The organism is Streptomyces sp. NPDC090798 (genome assembly GCF_044768965.1).
Taxonomy (GTDB): Bacteria; Actinomycetota; Actinomycetes; order Streptomycetales; family Streptomycetaceae; genus Streptomyces.
The window spans coordinates 113,696-133,516 of sequence record NZ_JBIVXA010000012.1; the positions used below are offsets into that span (position 1 = coordinate 113,696).

The following is a 19,821-nucleotide window of genomic DNA, read 5'->3' on the forward strand; positions in this document are numbered from 1 at the left end:
TCACGGTCGGCGGTTCGGGCGTTCGTCCCAGCGGTGAGTTGTCCAGGACCGCCGGATCAGGCTGCGCACGGTGATGATTGTGTCGGCGAGGTCGAAGAAGGCATCAATGACAGTGACGCGACGCTCGTAGCACCGGGCGAGACGGTGAAAGGCGTTCCGCCACACGTGAGTGCGTTCGACGTGCCAACGCCGACTGGCCGGAATGGGCGCCTTCTCCCCCTTGTACGCGATGCGTCCGTGCAGGCCGCGTTCGCTGAGCAGAGCGCGGGTGGTGTCCGAGTCGTAGCCGGCGTCCAGGCGCACGGTGATGATGTTGGGGCAACGGGCCGGGGCCCTCCAGACGGTCCAGAGTCGGGGCGAGCAGCGGAGAGTCGTGGCGGTTGGCACCGGCCAGGACACGGCCCAGCGGGATGCCGTATCCATCCGTCATGCCCGAGCGCTTCAGTCCCTGTTTGCCGCGGTCGACCGGTGAACGTCCGGTGGCCTCCCCGCCTCCAGGTGCCTTGGTGATCGCTCCGTCGACGGCGATCTGGTCGAGGATGAGGCCGACGATCCGGTCGTAGGACTCCAGTGCGAGCTGCATGAGCCGGGTGAATACGCCCAGTCGTATCCATTCGTCGCGGCGGCTGCGGATCGCGGTGGCCGAGCAGGTCGTGTCGGCGATCGCCTCGTAAGAACAGCCGAAGCACAGCAGTTGCAGCATCTTGTCGAAGATGATCCGGTCGCTGATGCGTCGGCGGTGCCAGCCGAATGGATGGTCCGGGTGGTACTCCGGCCGCTCGGGCAGCAGGGCTGCGCATTGGTCCCAGAGCGGTTCGGTCAGCCATGATGAAGGGCGGGCACAGGTCTCCCCAGTGATCACAGAGCGTCGCAACTCCATGATCACCGGGACCTGTGCTTGTCTGTTGCCGGTGTCCCCAACCGCGCCTATCCGCGCGACCTCCAAGGCGGTTGACCTAGTCGAGCCCCCGGGAGCCTCTTGCCACGCCGTGTTGACCCCGAAGCCGCAGCCGGACGGACAGCGGCAGGCCCCTGCGGCGGCGCAGTCTCCGTGAGCAGGGCCGCCAGAGGTCGGTCCAGGTGAACGCAGGGTTCTGCACCGGGTGACCGGCCTGTCGCCACCATGGCCGCTGGCACTGACAATGCCCCGCTCACGCACTCGCACAAGTCCTCAGCTCTGCCGACCCTCGGATCCGGTCCACGGCTGCAGTCCGCTTCACGGTCCGTCCGGCAGTCTTGCCCGTCGGCACGTCCGGGAGAAGGGCGCTCCGCCCCGTGGTACCAGCTGTTACCATCTGGAGATGGCGAAGACTCAGAAAGGCTGGCGCGTCGACGACGAGATCGCGGAACTTGCCACGGCACGGGCCAAGGACCGCGGCATGAGCGTCGGCGACTACATTGCCGCTCTCGTGCGGGAAGACGTCGGTGGGTTGCGGCAGCGAGGCCTCGACGCGGCGAGGCGCTTCCTCGACGAACACCAGAGCGTCTTCGACGAGGCCGAAGACGCAGACCGTCCCACCTCGGGGGCACACGCCGCGTAATGGACCTGTACATCGACGTCCCCTGGATTCTGCAGGTCGCGGAGATCGCGGGCGCGGCAGATCCCGCACCCGACGACTACGGGGTGCCGGTGGCCGCAGTCGCCTGCCACCGGGCCGAACTACTGGATACTCCCGTCTACGCCGGCCCCTACGCCCGCGCCGCCGCGCTGGTCCACATCCTCGGACGCTGCCGCTGGCTCGAGCGCTCCAACATGGCCGTGGCCGCCGCAACCGGCGTGATGTACCTGGAGGCCTCCGGGATCCCCGTCAAGCCCACGCGCGAGGACGCCGTGGCCCTCCGCGACATGCTGCGTGATCCCTCCTGCACCGCAGCCAGGATCGCCGCCCTGCTGCGTGCCTGGCCCCAGGCCACCTGAGCCGTATCGCACGGCGTCAGCCATCATGACGGTGCCCCCTCGACGGAACTCACTGGCCAATTCCTTTGCGGGGATGGCTTGTCCGGTGCCCGGCCTGAATGTCGCAGGCGGCTGGCAGCGTGACGTGGGTGATCCCGCACCGAGCGGCGGCAGTTGAGCCATGGCCTGGCTGGGTGACCCGCCGGGCGGCGCAGGCCGTGCACGGCGAGGACCTGGTCCGCATCGGCCGGCTCATCCCGGCCCTGCTCTACAGCCAGGCCATGGACCGCCGGGACCTGGCCGCAGCGCACGAGCGCGGCGACCGGGACCGGGTGCCGGCCGAAGTCGGCCTCCAGGTGATGGGGTGCCGCGACGACCTGCCGGAGACGGCGGTAGTCCTGGACGTGCTCGCCCTGTGCCGCCCGCCGGGCGGACGGGCGTCAACTCACCTCCGCCGCGCGGGGACTCGTACCGGATCTCGTCGAGTGTGCGTCGCCGGTAGATGAGGTCCTGTTCTGGAATTGTCGGTCTCCGCAGCCGATGCCCGCGACGGAACGATTGGGTTCGGTTGCAGTTGTCAGGAGGCGACGGGAGCGTGCTCCCGCTCCGAGACGGTTGTGGGCTCCTCGGTTCCCCCTTCGTGGCGTCGGGTGAGGTGGCGGTCCAGCAGAACGCTGCCCAAGTGGGCGACCCCGAAGGCCGCGCCGATCCAGGCCGTACCCGCCAGCCCCAGTCCCGTGTTGATCACGAGGCCGGACGCCAGGGGGGCGACGGCGATGCCGACGTTGAAGGCGGCGATGTTCACGGCGCCGCCGAGCGTCCTGGTCTCTCCGAGAATGGAGAAGACTCTTGCGTTGACTGCGGGCGTGACTCCGAAGTTGGCGGCGCCCAGGAGCACCACCAGCGCGATCGTGACCCAGGCGACATGTGCGGTCACCGCGAGTGCTGTCGCGGCGACGATGAAGGCGGCCATGCCCACCAGCAGGAGTGTGAAGGGGGCGCGGTCGGCTACGCGTCCTCCGATGGTCAGGCCGATGAACGCGCCGACGCCGTAGAGTCCGAGCACGAGGGGTACCAGGCCTGTGCTGAGGCCGGTGACGTCCTCCAGCAGGGCTCCGAGGTAGGAGAAGATCGCGAATTGGGCGGCCACGGTCAGTGCGGTGGTGGCGTAGGCGACCCAGAGCCGTGGCTGCATCAGCGAGCGCAGTTCCGTGGCCAGACGCGGCTGTGCCGTCGCCGTGTCCCGGCCGCCGGGCAGGGCGATGACCAGTGCGATCGTGGACAGAGCGGTCATCGCGGCTACGGCCCAGAAGGCGGCCTCCCAGCCGGCGTGCTGTGCGAGCAGGGTGCCGCCCGGGACACCGATGATCGTGGCCACGCTCAGTCCCGAGACCACCACTCCCATGGCCCGGCCCTGCTTGTCGGCGTCCACCAGCGAGATGGCCGCGACCGAGGCCATGGCCCAGAATCCGGCGTACGCCATGGCCGACAGCACCCGCATGACCAGCAGGAATCCGAAGTGCGGGACGAGGGCGGCGCCGATGTGGGCGGCGATGAAGACGAGCTGGAAGCCGACCAGCGCGGCACGGCGCGGCATCTTCAGGGTGATCAGGCTCATCAGTGGTGCTCCGACGAGCATGCCGATGGCGAAGGCGGACACCAGCATTCCGGCGGAGGCGAGGGGGATGTCGAGGTCCTGGGCGATGGAGGGCATCACGCCGGAGAGCATGAATTCCGAGGTGCCCTGGGCGAATATGCCCAGCCCAAGGACGTAGATCACAAAGGGCATGATTCATCTGCTTCGTGTGAGGAACGAGGGGTAACCGGGTGCTCCGCTCGGCCGTGGACGGCCGTTTCTCAGACAGGGCCCGTTGTCGGCGAGCACCACCTGTGGAGGCGGCGTTGCCTCCCGGTTCGCGTCCAGCATCCCGCCCGGGACACGCGTGCGGACGCCTCGCGCGCGCCCTGCTGAACCTAGGTCTGGCTGGTCCACTCACCGGCCCGTCATGCCGCTGTAGTGGTATCACTGGAGGCATGGATCGAAGCGACGAGCTCGGTGGCTTCCTGCGCTCGCGCCGGGCCCGTCTGCGTCCCGAGGACGCGGGGGCGGCTTTCAGTGGCGGCGCGCGCCGGGTCCCGGGACTGCGCCGTGAAGAGGTCGCGCACCTGGCTGGGGTGAGCACGGACTACTACGCCCGTCTCGAACAGGGCCGGCACCCCCACGTCTCGGAGACGGTGCTGGAGGCGGTCGCCCGCGCGCTGCGCCTGGACGACACCGAACGCGGCTACCTCTTCGAACTCGCCCGGTCCAAGTCCCCCAGCCCGGAACGGCGCCGTCCGGCCCCGCTGCCGCGCGTGCGTCCGGCGATCCACCAGATGCTGGACGTCCTCAACGATGTCTCGCCGGCCCTGGTCCTCAACCACCGCAGCGACGTCCTGGCAGTCAACCATCTTGCCAAGGCGCTGATCACGGACTTCGACGCACTGCCGCACCGCGACCGCAACTTCGCCCGATTCGTACTGCTCCAGCCCGCCGCCCGTGACCTCTATCAGGACTGGGACCGGGTCGCGGAGGCGTTCGTCGCCAGTCTTCGTCTGGCTGCCGGACGCCATCCCGACGACCGCCTGCTGAACGAATTCGTCGAGGAGCTGTCCACAAAGCTTCCCGAGTTCTCCACCTGGTGGGCCGGCCACCGCGTGGACCAGTGCGCCCACGGCACCCGGCGCCTCGTTCACCCCGTGGTCGGCGAACTCACCCTCTCCTACGAGATTCTGGCCCTGCCCGCCGACCCTGACCTGAGTATCTGCCTCTACACCGCGGAACCTGGTTCGGCCTCTGCGGAGACGCTCAGCATGCTCGCCAGCTGGAGTGCCCCGACGGGCCTACGAGGGCGCAGCTCCTCCGAGGCACCCTCAAGTTGACTCCCAACGAGCGTCCGTAATTTCCGCTTCCGTGTGACCTGCGGCAGCCGTCCTGCCGCTGCCGCGACGTGTTTTGCCCTCGCCTGCGCGGTCCCGGACGATGGTCGGCCCCTCTGCCGACTCCCAGGACCGCGCAGGGAGACAGGTGTTCCGGTGTCTTCGACTGCGTCCCGGTAGAACCCCCGGTAGAACACCTCGTACAGGTCACGGCTCACGTATGCGATGTGCGGGTCAGCACAGTGTCGATGAAGGGCGCTGGAATCGCTGCCGCGAGTTCAGTTCCGCTCTTGCGAGGATTCTGCTCATGCGCCTGTTGCGGCGAGTGACAGCTCCCACAGGCGCTTGGCGGCGTCCGGGTCGAGCGCGTACGGGGCTATGCCGCCGGGGGCGGATCCAACGGCCTGGGCCGACAACTTCTCCGCTTCGTTGTTGTCCTCGAAGTAGCGGCCGCCGATGCCCTCCAGCTGAGGGGAGGTCGCGACGAGGACGCTGGTCGCGGCGCCCTGGGCGATGGTCTTGAACCGGAACGGTGCGCCCTGGATCGAGCCGGATTCTCCGGCTGCCTCGGCGGCGCGCAGCTGTGCGGCCTGGTCCGGATCCATGTAGCGCGACAGGTTCGTCGACATGATCACGCCGGGGTGGACGGCGTTGGCGGTGATCCCGTCGGTGGCCCAGCGGTTGCTCGCCTCGACCGCGAAGAGAACGTTGGCGGTCTTGGACTGCCCGTAGGCGAGCCACGGGTCGTAAGCGCGGTTGTCGAAATTGATGTCGTCGAACTCCACGGGCGAGGCGTGGTGGCCGCGGGAACTCAGCGACACGATCCGCGCGTTGCCGGCGGCCGCGAGCGCGTCGTGCAGGCCGAGCGCGAGCGCGAAGTGGCCGAGATGGTTGGACGCGAACTGCAGCTCCCAGCCGTCCGGTGTGCGCTCGAGCGTGGGCAGTGCCATCACGCCGGCGTTGTTGACGAGGATGTGCAGGGGCCCGGTCCAGGCGTTCGTGAAGGCGGCGATCGACGCCTGGTCGGCGAGGTCGAGCCGGCCGACATGGACGGCGTCGCTTCCGGTGGCCTTGCGGATGTCGGTCGCGGTGCGCTCGCCGGCGTCCGTGTTGCGGACCGCGAGGGTGACCGAGGCACCGGCGCCCGCGAGGGCGCGGGCGGTCTCGGCGCCGAGACCCGAGGCGGCGCCGGTGACGACCGCGTGCTTGCCGGAAAGGTCGATGCCTTCGATGACCTCGGCGGCCGTCGACTCTTCTCCGAAGGGCGTGTGGATGCGCTGGGTGGTTGTCATGATCTCAAGTCCTAGCTAGTCAGTGGTCGGTTGTTTTCCCCACCTGAACAGGCGAGGGAGGCGGTCCCGGCAGATCTGGTGCAGGTGCGCCGGGAAGACAGAGGGGTGGGCTCACGCCTGGTGCTCGAGTTCGAGGACGAGCTTGCCGGTGTTCCTGCTGGTGAACAGGCGCCTGAGCGTGGCCGGGAACGTCTCGATGTCGCCGTGCACCGTGTCCTCGACGCTCGTCAGCTGACCGGCGGCGAGCCAGTGCGACATCTGCGCCATGGCCTCGGGATACCGGTCGGCGAATGCCGGAACGGCGACGCCTGCCATGGAGGCGCTCCGGTACAGCAGAGTCAGGTAGTTGCTCGGTCCCACGACCGCATCGGCGTTGTCGTACTGGGAGATCGCGCCGCTGATGACGACTCGCGCGCCACGGGCGAGGCGGGTGAGTGCCTGATTGAGGATGTCTCCGCCGACGTTGTCGAAGAACACGTCGACGTATCGCGGGGTGCGGTCGCGCAGCTGGTCGAGAAAGTCGTCCCGCTTGTAGTCGATGGCGGCGCTGAACCCGAGCCGGTCGACGAGCATGCGCGTCTTCTCGGGGCCACCCGCGATCCCGATCACGTGCGCGCCCTTGATCCTCGCGATCTGACCGGCGGCGCTTCCCACGGCCCCGGCCGCCCCCGATACGAGCACCACGTCGCCCGCGGTGAGCCGGCCGACGTCGAGGAGCCCGAAGTAGGCGGTCATGCCGGTCATGCCCAGGACGCCGAGATACGCCGCGAGCGACCGGCCCTCCTCGGGGCGGATCTTGGAGACCCCGGTTCCGTCCGAGAGCGAAAACTCCTGGACGCCGAACGTGCCGTGGACGAAGTCGCCCTCCGCGAAGCCGGGGTGGCGGGAGTGCACGACCTGTCCGATCGTGATCGCCCGCATGACCGCTCCGATGTCCACCGGAGTGACGTGCTCTGCTTTCATCCAGCCGCGCATAGCGGGGTCGATCGACAAGTGTGTGACCTTGACCAGGAACTCGCCGTCGCCAGGCACGGGAATGGGTGTCCGGACGAGCTCGAAGTCGGAGTCTTCGAAGGGGCCGGCCGGGCGGGCTCTGAGGCGGAACTGGCGATTGGTGCCGGTCACCTCGGCTCACCTCGCCCGGTCGTGCGGGAAGTGGTCGCCGAACACCGGGAGGCCGCTTGCGGACTCGGCGCGGGTCGCCTCGTCCTCCCAGACGTCCCAGTGTTCGGCCAGTCTGCCGTTCTCGACACGCACCACGTCGGCCACGACGGAGGCGGTCTCGCCTGCGCCGGAGTAACGGCCGTAGAGCATCACGTAGTCGCCCTCGGCGACGGCGAGTTGGTTGTCGTAGCGCAGGGCGGCGGGCAGGGCGCCAACGAGGTTGAACAGACCCTCCCGACCCGGCGGGATGTGCCGGCTGTGCTGAAGGTAGTCCTCGGACCAGAACTCCTCCGCGGCCGCGTAGTCGCGCTTGCCGAAGAGTGTGTCGAAGGCCGTCAGAACGAGTTCTTTGTTCTGCTCGGGTGTGGACATGCCGTGCTCCAGAGGGTGATTGTCATGAGTGCCTCGGGCGTCGTCACCTGTGCGGCTACGCGCTCTTCGCGCTGACGCCGGCGAGGCGGTGCCACTGGGTGAGGGGCGGCGTCTCGCCTCCCTCGGCGGTGATGAGCTGCAGGGCCAGGTGGTCGGCGCCGGCGGTGTGGAACTCGGTCAGGCGGTCGCTGATCGCGTCGTCGGTTCCCCAGGCCGCCAGGGCGTCGACCAAGGGGTCGCTGCCGCCGCCGGTGAAGTCGTCAGCGGTGAAGCCGAGGCGTTCGAAGTTCGTGGTGTAGTTGGGCAGCCGGAGGTACAGCTCGAGGAAGTCACGTGCGATGGCACGTGCCCGGACGGGGTCGTTTTCCAGGACCACGGTGACCACGGGAGCCAGGAGCGGTCCGTCGCCCAGGACCTCCCGGGCCTGCCTGATGTATTCGGGGGTGACCATCGCGGGGTGGGCGCCGGCGGCCCGGTCGCGGGCGAGACGCAGCATCTTCGGTCCGAGCGCCGCCAGGATCCGGCGGCCTGCCGGGACGGGGGCGGCGGCGTTGTCTAGGGCGTCGAGGTAGCCGACCATCGTGGAGTAGGGCCGCTGGTAGTTCTGGGCCAGCTGGGCGTGGCTGGCGCCCAGGCCCAGGAGGAACCGGCCGGGGTGGGCTTCCTCCAGCTCGGCTCGCTGCCGGGCCACCGTGGCGGCGTCCTCGTGCCAGATGTTGAGGATGCCGGTGGCCAGGGCGATGCGTTCAGTGGACCCGGCGAGCGCGGCGGCGTGGTGCACGCTGCTGTTGCCCCCGAGCCAGATCACGCCGAAGCCGAGTTCTTCCAGCTCGGCTGCCGCGCGTCGCCGTTGCTCTTGAAGTGCCGGGTCTTCGGAGCGCAGTTCGTGGCTGAAGATTCCGAAGCGGCCCAGGGACTGCTGCGGTGCGGTGCGAGGTGCGGAGTGCATCGTTTATTCCCTAACAGGATGAATGCGCTGTTCGTGCTGCCGATCTGTATGCGTGGACCTCCCCTGGCCCGGAGAGGTGTCATGCCGTTCACTGGGCCGGTCGAGCCGCTGCTGCCGCGGCTCGGCCGAGGGCCTGGAATTCGGCCTCGCCGATGGCGAACCCGGGCGTGGTTCTCGCGGCGTGGCGTTGGATGCGCTCGACGGCCTTCAAGACCTCAATTCCTAGTCATCAGTCGGCTGTGTTTCTCTCATCCGGATAGGTGGGGGAGTGGGTCTGGCCGGCAGAGAGACAAGGGGCGGCCGAGAGACAAGGGCCGGCCGAGAGACAAGAGGCGGAACGGCCGCTGATGCAGGGACCCGGACCAGGCGCTCGTGAAGGCGGGGATCAACGCCCAGTCGGCGAGATCGAGCGGGCCGACATGGACGGCGTCGCTCCCGGCCGCCTTGCGGATGCCGGTCGCGATGCGCTCACCGACGTCCGTGCCGCGGACCGCGAAGGTGACCAGGGCGCCGGCGCTCGCGAGGGCACGGGCGGTCTCGGCGCGAGACCCGACGCGGCGCCGGTGACGACCGCCTGCTTGCCTGAAAGGTCGACGCCCTCGATGACCTCGGCGGCCGTCGACCCTTCTCCGAAGGGAGTCTGGATGAGCGTGGACATCATGGCCTCAAGTCCTCGTCACTGATCGGCCGCCTGTTCCTCATCAGCCGTGCGGTGCCTGGGAGGGGGCGGCCTCGTGTGTGTTCGTCGGTGTGGTCCAGCTGGCGAGCAGGCGGAGTGTTTCCGCGGAGGCGGAGCCGGGTTCGGTGGTGTAGAGCACGATGCTCTGGTCAGGGTCGGCGGGCAGAGCCAGCGTTTCGTAGGAGAGGGTGAGATCGCCGACCACGGGGTGAACAAGGCGTTGGGTGCCGTGGGCGCACTGGTCCACGCGGTGGCCGGCCCACCAGGTGGAGAACTCGGGAACCTTGATGGACAGCTCCCCGACGAGTTCGTTCAGCAGGCGGTCGTCGGGATGGCGTCCGGAGGCCAGGCGCAGACTGGCGACGAAGGTCTCCGCGACCCGGTCCCAGTCCTGGTACAGGTCACGGGCGGCAGGGTGGAGCAGGACGAATCGGGCGAGGTTGCGGTCGCGGAGCGGCAGTGCGTCGAAGTCCGTGATCAGCTGTCTGGCCAGGTGGTTGGCGCCCAGGACGTCACTGCGGTGGTTGATGACGACGGCCGGTGAGACGTCGTTCAGGACGTCCAGCATCTGGTGGATCGGCTGCCGTATGCGTGGTGCGCGGGAGGGACTGCTCCGGTCGCGTCCGGGTGTCCTGGGCCGGGCGAGTTCGAAGAGGTAGCCGCGTTCGGTGTCGTCCAGGCGCAGGGCGCGGGCGACCGCCTCCAGTACCGTCTCGGAGACGTGGGGGTGCCGGCCCTGTTCGAGGCGGGCGTAGTAGTCCGTGCTCACCCCGGCCAGATGTGCGACTTCCTCGCGGCGCAGTCCGGGCACCCGGCGCGCGCCGCCACTGAAAGCCGCCCCCGCGTCCTCGGGACGCAGACGGGCCCGCCGCGAGCGCAGGAAGTCCCCCAGTTCGCCGTTGTCGTTCATGCGGCCAGTGTGCTCTCCATAGCGGCCTGACGGGCCGGTGAAGGTGGACCAGTCAGACCTAGGTTCAGCAGGGCGCCCTTGGGGTGTCCACGCGCTCGCAAAGCAGACCATGCTGGACGAAAAGCGACGACCTTCTCCCGCGAGGAAGCCAGAGGAAGCCAGAGGACCTCCCTGCGCCGGGCCGGAGAAAGGAGCGGCTGTCCCGCACCGGCCCGCTGTCGCCTCGAAGACCGCGCCGCCGCAGGCCAGGCCCGAGCCGGCCCTCACGCGGCCCCTTGGAACCCCATCACGGGACACCCCTCCGCCCCAGCCCTGGGGCGGGCCACCCAAAGGAGATCACCATGACCGAGTTCGCGCCTGTACCCGACTTTGCCCTGGGCCCGGACATCCCCGAGTCCGGGTATGTCGTCCAGGACCTGGGCGGAGGTGCCCACTTCGTCACCCAGGGGATGATCAACACGATGTTCGTGGAGACGAAGAACGGTGTCGTCCTCGTGGACGCCTCACCGTTCCTGGGGGACAAACTGCTGGAGGCGATCGAGTCGGTCACCCCCAAGCCGGTCACCCACCTGATCTACAGCCACGCGCACGCCGACCACATCGGGGCGGCTCACCTGCTGAAGCGGGACGGCCTGAAGATCATCTCTCATGAGATCACCGGCGAGTTCATCAAGGAGGTCAAGAACGACGACCGGCGCCCGCTGCCCACCGAGACCTTCAGTGGCCGGCGCAAGGAGATGGACATCGACGGGGTGCGGTTCGTCCTCGACTACACGGGAGACTGGCATCAGGCCGGCAACCTGTTCATCCACCTGCCGGAGCTGAAGCTCATGGGAGCGATGGACAGCTTCACTCCGAAGAGCGCGCCGTTCTTCCGCCTGTACTTCTCCGCGCACGTGCCCGCGTACTTCGACGCCATGGACCAGTTGCTGGAGTACGACTACGAGACCATCGTCACCGGCCATATGGCCCTGCCCGGTACGCCCGAGGACGTGGCGACGAACCGGGAGTACATCCGGGACCTGCGCGCCGCTGCTTCCGAAGCACTGCGCACGGTCGACATGAAGGAAGCCTCGGCCGCCGCCAAGGTGCCGGCCGACAACAAGCAGGCGGAAATCAAGGTCTGGATGGACGCGGTCACCGCCCGCGCGGCCGAACTCATGCCGTCCTGGGAAAAGCGCCTGGGAGGAACCGACATCTTCCTCTCCGACAACCTCAACGCCACCGCGTGGAGCGCCTTCATCGACTAGGACGACGCCCTACGAATGAGGGGCGAACCGCGGTGACTGCGTTCGTCGCAGTCGACTTCGAAGGAGGGATGCCGCATGCTGCCGGCGACGAAGGTGGAGCAGTTGGCGCAGAGCATCGATCTGGTCGTGGACGCTGTGCGCGGTGCACCGGTCGACCAGTATCACAACCCGACGCCGTGTTCGGCGTGGACGGTGAAAGACCTCGTCAATCACATCGCCATGATGCTGCTGATGACGAGAGACGCGGGCACCCGCACGGCGTCGGATCCGGGCCTGCTGACCGCGAGCCCGGTGCCACTCCTCGCCGGGCGGCCGGAGTCCGAGTGGGCGTTGCTCGTGGCCGGCAGAGCGGAACCGGCGGCCAGTGCCTGGTCCGAGCCGGCAGCGTGGGAGGGCGAGGCCGGCCTCGGCGGACCGCTCATGCCCGCGACCGCGCTCGGCGGGATCCTGATCGCCGAATTCACCGTCCACGCCTGGGACACGGCAGCAGCCACGGGACAACGGCGCACCATTCCCACGGCCTTGGCCGAAGCCACGTTCGCGACATACTCGCGTGAGGCCCCCCGCATGCGCAGTCTCCGCCTTCTGGGTGACGAAGTACCCCAAGACGCAGACGCACCCGTGTTCGACCGCGCACTGGCCCTCACTGGCAGAAACCCCCGATGGACACCAGCGGCGCATTAGGGTGTGCCCGACGGTCCACCGGGGCCTTCATCGCCGGTGAATCTTCCTGCCTCGCGTACGGCCGGCGCATCGATGACGCGTTCTTGAGTCCCTGGTCGACCAGGGCCTTCTCCACGGTGTCGGTGTCGGCGGCGACCCGGTGTCGGAGGCGACCTTGTCCAGCAGTGCGATGCCGACGGCGTTGTCGTGCACGGACGCGGCGAACACCACCACCGCGATCACCAGGCCCAACACGTCAACGGCCAGGCGCCGCGCCTGCGGCCCGGATGTGTGAACCGTGCAGGGCATGGCGCCTGGCACGGCCGCTGGGCGTCGGGTCGGGAGCCCACTGGTGCTGTACGACGGGGGCGCCGACCGTGTAGTCGATGTGGGTGGCCGGTTCCGCGCCTCGGGGCCAGAAGGCGCACGGGGTGACGTTGGCGGCGAAGTCTCCGACGACGGCGTGGCGGGCGCTCTCGCGGCGGGGCGTCGCGCCGATAATGGGCCACCGCCGTGTGTCCGTCCTCCTTGTGTCCGTCCTCCTTCGGGTGATGTCGAGAGCAGAGTCTGGCCGCTGCCGCGCTGGTCAGGCAGGGTGGCTGACTGGTTCCTTGATCCCGCCAGGTGCCTTGTCCCTGGGGGCTCGGTGCAGCTGTTCCTCACAGACCGGCGGAAGGTCTGGAAGGTGGGGTACGTGGCCGGCGTTCGTCCTGCCGAGCTGAGCGAGCTGTTTGAACGGCGATGGGTTCCGACGGGCACGCGGACTGGAGCTGCGGCACCGGGCGGGGCGAGTACCTCTCCGGTTGCGGCGCCCGGGTCAGGGTTCTTTACTAGTAGGTACAAATCTGGCTGCACCAAGCGGTCCCCGAGGTGGCGTGGCGGAGCACTCCGTCGTTGGCGGGGGGCGTTACAAAGTGGCTGGGCACGGGTTGCCGCGTTTCTGTGTGCTGTGGTTTCAGCGGGTCTCCGGAGGGACTGCATGGAGGAAGAAGCGGACATCCGCGGACAACTGGATGGCAAGGCCGGTTTGGTGGCTGCTCGACCGGGATCGGTCTAGCTACAGCCCGTCGGTCTATCGCCGAGGGCTCTGCCGTCTCCCTCGATGGCGGAGCCGGACCGGGCCGGATACAGCCGCGGAAACCCTTGGGGGACCGGGCCGTCGGCGTCGGAAGCGGTGTCTCGAATTTCGACGAAGCAAGGAGTCGTGTCCCATGCTCGCCATCCACCTCACCCAGTTCGGAGAGCCGGAGAAGAGCCTTCAGGTGGTGGACGTGCCCGAGCCCCCGGCACCCACTGCCGGGCAGGCGCTGGTCCAGGTCGAGTATGCCCCGCTCGACCACCACGACCTTCTCCTGGCGCAAGGTGTCTACCCCGTACGCCCTGAGCTGCCGACCGCTATTGGAAACGAGGGTGTTGGGACGGTCGTGTCCGTGGGGCCCGGAGTCACGGAGGTCCGTCCCGGCGAGAGAGTCCTGCTTCCTTTCGGCGTCTTTTCCTGGTCCGAGCGAGTCGTGGCCGAGGCAACAAACCTGACCGTCGTCGACAAGTCCATCAGTCTTGAACAGGCAGCGATGCTCACCATCAATCCCGTCACCGCGGGGCTCCTGGTCGGCCTACGTGACCTCCCGGCCGGTTCCTGGGTGGTGCAGAACGCGGCGAACAGCGGGGTAGGCCGGTCTGTCATCGTGTTCGCCAAGGAACGAGGGCTGCGCACCATCAACATCGTGCGCCGCGCGGAACTCGTGAGCGAACTCCGTGACCTCGGCGCCGACATCGTGGTGGTCGACTCGGCGGACGCCGGCGCGCGCGTGCGGGAAGCCATCGGCTCCGATCCTGTGCTCCTCGGCCTCGACGGTGTCAGCGGGGCGGCGACCGCACTGCTGCTGGACGTACTGACCGACGGCGCCCTGCTGGCGATCTACGGGTATCTGAGCGGCCAGCCGTTCACGCCCGATCCAGACGTGCTGAGGACGAAGAACATCACCACGACGGAATTCTGGATGTACAAGGACGAATTTCTGCCCCGGCTTCCGGCGTTGAACGCGGAGTCCGCGCGGCTGGTCTCCGAGGGAGGACTCGTCCTGCCCTCCGCGCCCGTCTACAAGGCGGCGGACTTTCCCGAGGCGCTCGCGTACTTCCGGGAGAAGGGCAAGGTCCTCCTGGACTTCAACCCGCATCGCGCGTAGGCGCCGCCGCACCTGCCGCTGAGGCCGGGACCATCCCGACAGGAAGCGGCCGGAGTCGATCACACAGCCGCTGCCGGGGCGCCGGCACGACCCCCGACACACGATCAAGGAGTGGCAGCATGGCCGCACACAGCACCATCGGCATTCTCGGCGCGGGAGAGATCGGGCAGGCCATCGCCGACAAGGCCGTCCGTCACGGACATGAGGTACTCATCGGCAACAGCCGGGGCCCGGAGACACTCAAGGCGGTCGTGGAACAGCTGGGGCCGAAGGCCCACGCCGTGACAGCCGAGGAGGCGGCGCAGCCGGACCTCGTCTTCCTCGCGGTCCCTTTCGGCGCGGTACTGGACCTGACCAGCCTTACCGAGTGGTCCGGGAAGATCGTCGTCGACACGACGAATCAGTTCGCCGCGGCCAACCCCTGGCGGGGCCGGTACGACGTGGGTGACCTCACGGGCAGCGAATGGGTCGCCGAGCGCCTCCCCGGAGCGCGAATCGTGAAGGCGTTCAACAGCCTGTTCGCCGCGTTCATCGCCGCGGACCCCCAGCACGAGGAAGGCCGCCAGGTGGTCTTCTACGCGGGTGACGACGCCGACGCGAAGGCGGCCGTGGCTGTGTTGCTGGATCAGTTCGGATTCGCCGCACTGGACCTTGGTGGTCTGCGGGAGGGCGGACGGCTGATGCAGCTCGACGGCCCGCTCAGCGCACGGCACTTCCTGCTTCAGGATGCCGGCTGACGACCCAGACCTCGCTCACCCCCGGCCACGCACGCCGAGCACACACAGGAGAAGTGTCATGAGCCGTCGTGTCGTCCACACCCGCGGCGGGTCGCCCGCCGATGTCCTGACCGTCATCGAGGAGCCCGAGCCGGCAGCGCCCCAGACCGGTCAAGTACTCGTCCGCGTCACCGCGTTCCCCGTTCACCCTGGTGATCTCCAAGCTGTCGAGGCGTATCAAGGCAGCGGCGGACAACCGGCCCCGGCCGGTGTCGAGGCCACCGGCGTGGTGGAGGCAGTCGGCCCGGGCACCCCGGTGGCGCCGGGAGTCGAGCCCGGCGCGCGGGTGACGGTCTTCCCGCACCCGGGCGCCTGGTCCCAGTGGGTCATGGCGGCCTCCCGGGCAGTGGTCGCCGTACCGGCAGGGGTGTCGGACGAGGTCGCCGCGCAGATGCTGGTGAACCCGATCACCGCTGTGATGCTGCGTCGCGAGGCGGAGGCACACGCATCCATCGGGTACGACGGCGTTGTGCTGCAGACCGCCGCCGGCTCGTCGGTCGGACGGCTGCTGACCGCCGTGAGTGTGGCCCACAACATCTCCCTCGTCAACGTCGTCCGCAGTGAACGAGGTGCCGCGGAGCTGCGTACCCGCTTCCCGGACGTGCCGGTGGTGACGACGGAGCAGCCAGGCTGGGCCGATGAAGTCCGCGGCGCGGCCGACGGCCGCCCGCTGGCCGTCGCACTCGATCCGATCGGCGGGAGACTTGCCGAGAGCCTTGTGAACCTGCTGACGCCGGGCGGAACGCTCATCTGCTACGGGCAGATGGCCGCAGAGCCGATCTCGCTGCCCGCTTCGACGCTGCTCCACAAATCGCTGACGTTGCGCGGAAGGACCGTCGGCCACTGGATGTCGGACACCTCTCCCGACAGGCAGGCATCCGATATCGCCGCCGCGAAGCTGATTGCGATGGCCGCCAAGGACCAGTTCGACGTAGCCGGCACCTATGGTCTTGATGACCTGGCAGAGGCCGTGGAACACGCGCAACGGCCCGGAAAGGTCGGCACCGTCCTCATCCACCCCTGGTAGGAGCCCCTGCGCTGCTGCTGATCGTCCTGTCCGCCGGCGACCTGTGCCCGATGGCCAGGCGGCGCCCTTGACGCCTGGCTGGCAGACCTCCACGGCGTGCGGCCCTGAAACCGAAACCCGAGGACCGTCCATATAAGGACCGGGTCACACCGAACGGCCCTCCTGCCGATCCGGCCCCCGCTCGTTCGTCGAAGCGCGGGGCAGAAGGGCCAAAGCCTGCTTGGCAGCCCCGAGGACAACCTCCGCTGCCGCTCCCGCCCTGCCCAGGGCCTCCAGTCCTCGCAACGTAGCAAGGAGAAGGCTTGCGAGCCCGTCCGTGTCCGCGTCGGCAACCAGCGAGCCCTCCTCTTGGGCCCGGGCGATGCAGTCCGACAGTTCGCCGTACAGCCCGCGGACGGTGGCAGCAGTACGCTCGGCAACGCTCTTGTCGACTGCGGCGAGTTCCGTGGCGCTCCTGGCCATCATGCAGCCGCGCCGCTCCACGTCCTTGCTGATCGCTTCGGAGATGTCGCATACAAGGCGTTCCAGCCGGGGGAGGGCCGGTCCCGGGCCGCGCAGTGCCGAACGCCAGGCCCCGATCGCGTCACTGTTGTAGCTGTCCAGAGCCTGCAGGAACAGGGCGTGTTTGTCCCCGAAGGCCCCGTACAGGCTTCCGCGTCCCAAGCCGGTGACGGCGCTCAGATCGTCGATGGAGGTTCGGTCGTAACCGTGGGTCCAGAACTGGTCGCGAGCAGCCCGCACAACCTCCTCGTCGTCGAACTGCCGAGGCCGGGCCATGAGGAAACTGTACGTCGCGTGTGGGGCATCGCGGGGAGAAAGGTGTGGGGCATTGCGGGGAGAAAGCAGGGCTGCAGGAGTCTGTTTCGAGACCTTGAGACGCCGGTTCGCCCGGACGGCCGAGCTAGTGCTGCCCGCTCCACTCGCCCTCAGAAAGGCACCCCGGGAACGTCTATGACCCGATGAACGGAAGAAACGGCAGAGGCCCCTTCGCCGACCGCGGCGGCGACACGCTTGATCGACCCATGCCGCACATCGCCTGCGGCAAAGACACGGGGAATACTCGTTTCAAAGGGAAGGGGGGAGCGCTGCAGTTCCTGCCAGGACAGCCCCAGATCTTTGTCAGCAATGTGCACATCGGTATATATGAACCCGTCCTTGTCGGATGCGCAGGCCGCATTTAGCCAATTTGTGGCCGGCGTTGCGCCTATGAAGCAGAAAAGACCGCTGCATCTCAGCAGAGATTCGGCGCCAGTGGCGGAATTTCTGATCCTGATGGCCTCCAGGGAGTCTTCTCCTTCGAGTGCTGTCACCTCGCTCGACGTATGCACGGTAACGCGCGGATCCGCGAGGAGGCGGCGAACAAGATAGGAGGACATACGAGCTTCGATGTTGTCGCGGCGCAGTATGATGTTCACTGCAATTGATTTACCGGCCAGGAACAGAGCCGCTTGGCCTGCAGAGTTTGCCCCTCCCAGAACGGCCACCGACTTGCCTGCGCACGAACGGACTTCTAGCTCAGTCGCAGCGTAATAGATTCCCGCACCTTCGAAGTGCTGCCAGCGCGCGATTGGAAGAGACTGATAGCGGGCGCCGGTGGCGATAATCACGGCGCGCGCATAAATATCCGTGCCGTCGGACAGGGAAATCTTTATACGGCCAGCAACGGGCTGGAGGCCAACGGCACGCGAAGGCGAGTAGAGGCGAGCGCCGAATTTCAGCGCCTGTACGGCGGCAAGGCGGGTCAGTTCTGCGCCGCTGATTCCATTAGGAAATCCCAGGTAGTTCTCGATGCGGGAACTTGCTGCTGCCTGCCCTCCGGGACCCACGGCGTCAAGCATGACGGTTCCGAGTCCTTCCGATGATCCATACACCGCAGCACCCAGCCCGGCAGGTCCACCCCCGATGACAGCCAGGTCTATCTCTTCGTCCTTGATTCTTTCATGTGACAGTCCCAGATTCATCGCGAGGCTCACGGGCGTGGCATTGCGCAGCGAACGCCCCGGAAGGAGAACGGCAGGCAAATCACCTGCGGTAAGTGAAGCAAGCCCCAGCAGCAGCAATCCGTCGGGGGTTGCATCGTCCATCCAGCGATACGGAAGTGCCATGTGTTCAAGGTACGACCGCAGCGCCATGCACTCGGCAGAAGAGGCACTTCCGATGACCTCGATGGTATGTGAGGCAGACTCCATCAAAATTTCACGTCGAGCCCTGAACGCGGTGAGCAGGATGTCGGAGAGCGCGGTCTCGGTTTCCATAAGCAAGCGAAACCGGTCGGGTGGAATTCGATAGATGCGGCCATCTGTGGCGGCGCGGGCAGGGAGATACACAAACTGTCCCGTGAGAATACTGAGTTCACCGATGAACTCTCCGGGACCGAAGGTGACGATCACCTCCTCGGGATAGCCGGGTCCCGCCTCTCTGATGATTTCAAGCTGACCTTCTTCGATTACCACCAGGTCATACTTGTCATCTCCCAGCCGGAATATGAATTGCCCTTCCGAGATGTTCTGTGGAACGCCGAACTCGAAAAGTCGGGACAACTGGTCTTCCTGAAGGTGAGGGTAGGCTCTGTCGCCCCAGATTCGGCGGCCTGGTTGTCGCGAGGGCATGATCAGCTCCCCTGTGTCACAGTATTTCGGTCGAAACTCCCAAGGGGTGAGTTTATCGGCGACACGGTCGCGGAGCTCGTCGGGAGTCGTGAGCCGGTCCTGTAGCGGAGGAGATAGCTGGTGGCGGCTACGGGTCAGGCGGCCGCATAAGATCGGCCGCCTGAGGAAACCAGTGAAAAACCTCCGCCGACAGGCGGGCCAAGCCGTCTTCCGGCCTCGCTTCGCGGCTACGCCGACATGTGGCGGCCGTATTCAGACCTGGACAAGGCCGCCGTCGACGAAGAGTTCGGCTCCCGTGGTGAAGGAGCTCTGGTCAGAGGCGAGAAAGACGGCCGTGGCGGCGACTTCGTCGGGGCGTCCTATCCTGCCGAGGGGAATCTCGTTGGCGAGACTGTCGGCCAGTTGCTGTTCGCCCTTCGCCGGGCTGCCCAGACCGCGGATGCCCGGGGTCTCTATCGGTCCCGGGCTGAGGGCGTTGACCCGGATGCCACGCCCCGCGAGTTCGGCGGCCCAAGTGCGGGCCAGGTTGCGGATGGCGGCCTTAGTGGCACTGTAGACCGTCATGGCCTGGACCCCCATCGACGCGTTGGTGGACGACAGCACGATGACCGAGGCCCCGTCCGGCAGCAACGGCAGCGCCTTCTGGACCGTGAAGATCGTCCCCTTGACGTTGATGTCGAAGGTCGAACGGTACTCCTCCTCGCTGATCTCCCCCAGCCGTGAAAGCCCGCCGCCGCCGGCGTTGGCGACGACCACATCCAGCCGTCCGCTGCCGCCCTGGATGATCGCGAAGAGGTGGTCCAGATCGTCGAGATGCGAGACATCACCTTGTATGCCGATGGCCCGTCCCCCGAGGGATTCCAGAGCCGCATCCAGCTCGGTTTTGCGCCGACCCGTGAGGTACACGGTGGCGCCCTCGGCGACGAACCGACTGGCTATTGCCAGACCGATCCCGGTCGAGCCGCCAGTCACCAGGCTGACCTTGCCATCAAGCTGTCCCATGACGTCCACATCTCCCTCGCGGCAACTCCCAGAGACCCGCTGGAAGCCCAGCGCCCCAGCACGCGGCAACTACGCCCTCACCGACTGCGGAATCAGACGTCCCGCCTCACGGGCCGCAGGGTTTGA

At 67.6% G+C, this 19,821-nt stretch carries 18 protein-coding genes and 2 pseudogenes; 9 read left to right on the forward strand and 11 right to left on the reverse strand.

What is annotated here, in order from left to right; translation table 11 throughout:
- Positions 1-880 (reverse strand): annotated as a pseudogene (locus tag ACIQTP_RS26035) (IS5 family transposase).
- A gap of 421 nt (positions 881-1,301) precedes the next feature.
- On the opposite strand from ACIQTP_RS26035, the gene ACIQTP_RS26040 reads away from it, so the two are divergent.
- From ACIQTP_RS26040 to ACIQTP_RS26050, 3 genes are all read left to right on the forward strand, one after another.
- Complete coding sequence (locus tag ACIQTP_RS26040; protein WP_382129874.1) at positions 1,302-1,541, forward strand: hypothetical protein; 240 nt, start codon at positions 1,302-1,304, stop codon at positions 1,539-1,541.
- Entirely contained in the window at positions 1,541-1,918 is a 378-nt protein-coding gene (locus ACIQTP_RS26045) for a fic family toxin-antitoxin system, toxin component (protein ID WP_382129875.1), read from the forward strand. Before ACIQTP_RS26040 ends, ACIQTP_RS26045 begins: the two co-directional genes overlap by 1 nt.
- Positions 1,919-2,091: 173 nt before the next feature.
- A complete protein-coding gene (locus ACIQTP_RS26050) occupies positions 2,092-2,403 on the forward strand; it encodes a hypothetical protein (RefSeq protein WP_403403709.1) in 312 nt (103 codons plus the stop codon).
- Positions 2,404-2,474: 71 nt separating this feature from the next.
- On the opposite strand, the gene ACIQTP_RS26055 is transcribed toward ACIQTP_RS26050, so the two are convergent.
- Positions 2,475-3,686 carry a Cmx/CmrA family chloramphenicol efflux MFS transporter gene (locus ACIQTP_RS26055; RefSeq protein WP_403403712.1) on the reverse strand — a complete coding sequence of 404 codons (1,212 nt, stop codon included), beginning with the start codon at positions 3,684-3,686 and terminating at the stop codon, positions 2,475-2,477.
- Between the two features lie 245 nt (positions 3,687-3,931).
- On the opposite strand from ACIQTP_RS26055, the gene ACIQTP_RS26060 reads away from it, so the two are divergent.
- Positions 3,932-4,819 carry a helix-turn-helix transcriptional regulator gene (locus ACIQTP_RS26060; protein ID WP_403403715.1) on the forward strand — a complete coding sequence of 296 codons (888 nt, stop codon included), beginning with the start codon at positions 3,932-3,934 and terminating at the stop codon, positions 4,817-4,819.
- 302 nt (positions 4,820-5,121) lie between these two features.
- Here the strand turns inward: ACIQTP_RS26060 and ACIQTP_RS26065 are convergent, their stop codons facing one another.
- The 5 genes from ACIQTP_RS26065 to ACIQTP_RS26085 all read right to left on the reverse strand — a co-directional run bounded on the left by ACIQTP_RS26065 (position 5,122) and on the right by ACIQTP_RS26085 (position 10,182).
- Complete coding sequence (locus tag ACIQTP_RS26065; RefSeq protein ID WP_403403717.1) at positions 5,122-6,108, reverse strand: SDR family NAD(P)-dependent oxidoreductase; 987 nt, start codon at positions 6,106-6,108, stop codon at positions 5,122-5,124.
- A gap of 111 nt (positions 6,109-6,219) precedes the next feature.
- On the reverse strand, positions 6,220-7,233 hold the full coding sequence (locus ACIQTP_RS26070; RefSeq protein WP_403403720.1) for an NADP-dependent oxidoreductase: 1,014 nt from the start codon (positions 7,231-7,233) through the stop codon (positions 6,220-6,222).
- A 6-nt stretch (positions 7,234-7,239) separates the two neighbouring features.
- Complete coding sequence (locus ACIQTP_RS26075; protein WP_403403723.1) at positions 7,240-7,644, reverse strand: nuclear transport factor 2 family protein; 405 nt, start codon at positions 7,642-7,644, stop codon at positions 7,240-7,242.
- 55 nt (positions 7,645-7,699) lie between these two features.
- Positions 7,700-8,593, reverse strand: a complete 894-nt coding sequence (locus tag ACIQTP_RS26080; RefSeq protein WP_403403725.1) for an LLM class F420-dependent oxidoreductase — start codon at positions 8,591-8,593, stop codon at positions 7,700-7,702.
- Positions 8,594-9,294: 701 nt separating this feature from the next.
- On the reverse strand, positions 9,295-10,182 hold the full coding sequence (locus ACIQTP_RS26085; RefSeq protein WP_403403727.1) for a helix-turn-helix transcriptional regulator: 888 nt from the start codon (positions 10,180-10,182) through the stop codon (positions 9,295-9,297).
- Between the two features lie 341 nt (positions 10,183-10,523).
- Here ACIQTP_RS26085 and ACIQTP_RS26090 point away from each other — a divergent pair, with 341 nt between their 5' ends.
- Positions 10,524-11,432 carry an MBL fold metallo-hydrolase gene (locus ACIQTP_RS26090; RefSeq protein ID WP_067383292.1) on the forward strand — a complete coding sequence of 303 codons (909 nt, stop codon included), beginning with the start codon at positions 10,524-10,526 and terminating at the stop codon, positions 11,430-11,432.
- Between the two features lie 75 nt (positions 11,433-11,507).
- Positions 11,508-12,116, forward strand: coding sequence for a TIGR03086 family metal-binding protein (locus tag ACIQTP_RS26095; RefSeq protein ID WP_403403729.1), 609 nt, complete (start codon positions 11,508-11,510; stop codon positions 12,114-12,116).
- A gap of 79 nt (positions 12,117-12,195) precedes the next feature.
- Here the strand turns inward: ACIQTP_RS26095 and ACIQTP_RS26100 are convergent.
- Positions 12,196-12,382 (reverse strand): annotated as a pseudogene (locus ACIQTP_RS26100) (IS5/IS1182 family transposase); the annotation flags it as partial.
- 924 nt (positions 12,383-13,306) lie between these two features.
- Here ACIQTP_RS26100 and ACIQTP_RS26105 point away from each other — a divergent pair.
- From ACIQTP_RS26105 to ACIQTP_RS26115, 3 genes are read left to right on the forward strand one after another with little or no spacing between them, the layout of a single operon-like run.
- On the forward strand, positions 13,307-14,281 hold the full coding sequence (locus ACIQTP_RS26105; protein ID WP_403403732.1) for a zinc-dependent alcohol dehydrogenase family protein: 975 nt from the start codon (positions 13,307-13,309) through the stop codon (positions 14,279-14,281).
- 32 nt (positions 14,282-14,313) lie between these two features.
- Positions 14,314-15,018: an NADPH-dependent F420 reductase gene (locus tag ACIQTP_RS26110; RefSeq protein ID WP_403404139.1), complete on the forward strand. Its 705-nt coding sequence runs from the start codon at positions 14,314-14,316 to the stop codon at positions 15,016-15,018.
- A 58-nt stretch (positions 15,019-15,076) separates the two neighbouring features.
- Positions 15,077-16,084, forward strand: coding sequence for a zinc-binding dehydrogenase (locus ACIQTP_RS26115; protein ID WP_403403735.1), 1,008 nt, complete (start codon positions 15,077-15,079; stop codon positions 16,082-16,084).
- 144 nt (positions 16,085-16,228) lie between these two features.
- On the opposite strand, the gene ACIQTP_RS26120 is transcribed toward ACIQTP_RS26115, so the two are convergent.
- The 3 genes from ACIQTP_RS26120 to ACIQTP_RS26130 all read right to left on the reverse strand — a co-directional run bounded on the left by ACIQTP_RS26120 (position 16,229) and on the right by ACIQTP_RS26130 (position 19,695).
- Positions 16,229-16,861: a TetR/AcrR family transcriptional regulator gene (locus ACIQTP_RS26120; RefSeq protein WP_403403737.1), complete on the reverse strand. Its 633-nt coding sequence runs from the start codon at positions 16,859-16,861 to the stop codon at positions 16,229-16,231.
- A 149-nt stretch (positions 16,862-17,010) separates the two neighbouring features.
- Positions 17,011-18,624, reverse strand: a complete 1,614-nt coding sequence (locus ACIQTP_RS26125) for an FAD-dependent oxidoreductase (RefSeq protein WP_403403740.1) — start codon at positions 18,622-18,624, stop codon at positions 17,011-17,013.
- A gap of 321 nt (positions 18,625-18,945) precedes the next feature.
- Entirely contained in the window at positions 18,946-19,695 is a 750-nt protein-coding gene (locus tag ACIQTP_RS26130) for an SDR family NAD(P)-dependent oxidoreductase (protein ID WP_403404142.1), read from the reverse strand.
- Positions 19,696-19,821: the final 126 nt, after the last annotated feature.

Excerpts from the sequence above, each read along its gene's own strand:
- ACIQTP_RS26040 (WP_382129874.1), top strand. The coding sequence starts at position 1,302 with ATGGCGAAGACTCAGAAAGGCTGGCGCGTCGACGACGAGATCGCGGAA.
- ACIQTP_RS26045 (WP_382129875.1), top strand. The coding sequence starts at position 1,541 with ATGGACCTGTACATCGACGTCCCCTGGATTCTGCAGGTCGCGGAGATC.
- ACIQTP_RS26055 (WP_403403712.1), bottom strand. The coding sequence starts at position 3,686 with ATGCCCTTTGTGATCTACGTCCTTGGGCTGGGCATATTCGCCCAGGGC.
- ACIQTP_RS26060 (WP_403403715.1), top strand. The coding sequence starts at position 3,932 with ATGGATCGAAGCGACGAGCTCGGTGGCTTCCTGCGCTCGCGCCGGGCC.
- ACIQTP_RS26065 (WP_403403717.1), bottom strand. The coding sequence starts at position 6,108 with ATGACAACCACCCAGCGCATCCACACGCCCTTCGGAGAAGAGTCGACG.
- ACIQTP_RS26075 (WP_403403723.1), bottom strand. The coding sequence starts at position 7,644 with ATGTCCACACCCGAGCAGAACAAAGAACTCGTTCTGACGGCCTTCGAC.
- ACIQTP_RS26080 (WP_403403725.1), bottom strand. The coding sequence starts at position 8,593 with ATGCACTCCGCACCTCGCACCGCACCGCAGCAGTCCCTGGGCCGCTTC.
- ACIQTP_RS26085 (WP_403403727.1), bottom strand. The coding sequence starts at position 10,182 with ATGAACGACAACGGCGAACTGGGGGACTTCCTGCGCTCGCGGCGGGCC.
- ACIQTP_RS26090 (WP_067383292.1), top strand. The coding sequence starts at position 10,524 with ATGACCGAGTTCGCGCCTGTACCCGACTTTGCCCTGGGCCCGGACATC.
- ACIQTP_RS26095 (WP_403403729.1), top strand. The coding sequence starts at position 11,508 with ATGCTGCCGGCGACGAAGGTGGAGCAGTTGGCGCAGAGCATCGATCTG.
- ACIQTP_RS26105 (WP_403403732.1), top strand. The coding sequence starts at position 13,307 with ATGCTCGCCATCCACCTCACCCAGTTCGGAGAGCCGGAGAAGAGCCTT.
- ACIQTP_RS26115 (WP_403403735.1), top strand. The coding sequence starts at position 15,077 with ATGAGCCGTCGTGTCGTCCACACCCGCGGCGGGTCGCCCGCCGATGTC.
- ACIQTP_RS26120 (WP_403403737.1), bottom strand. The coding sequence starts at position 16,861 with ATGGCCCGGCCTCGGCAGTTCGACGACGAGGAGGTTGTGCGGGCTGCT.
- ACIQTP_RS26130 (WP_403404142.1), bottom strand. The coding sequence starts at position 19,695 with ATGGGACAGCTTGATGGCAAGGTCAGCCTGGTGACTGGCGGCTCGACC.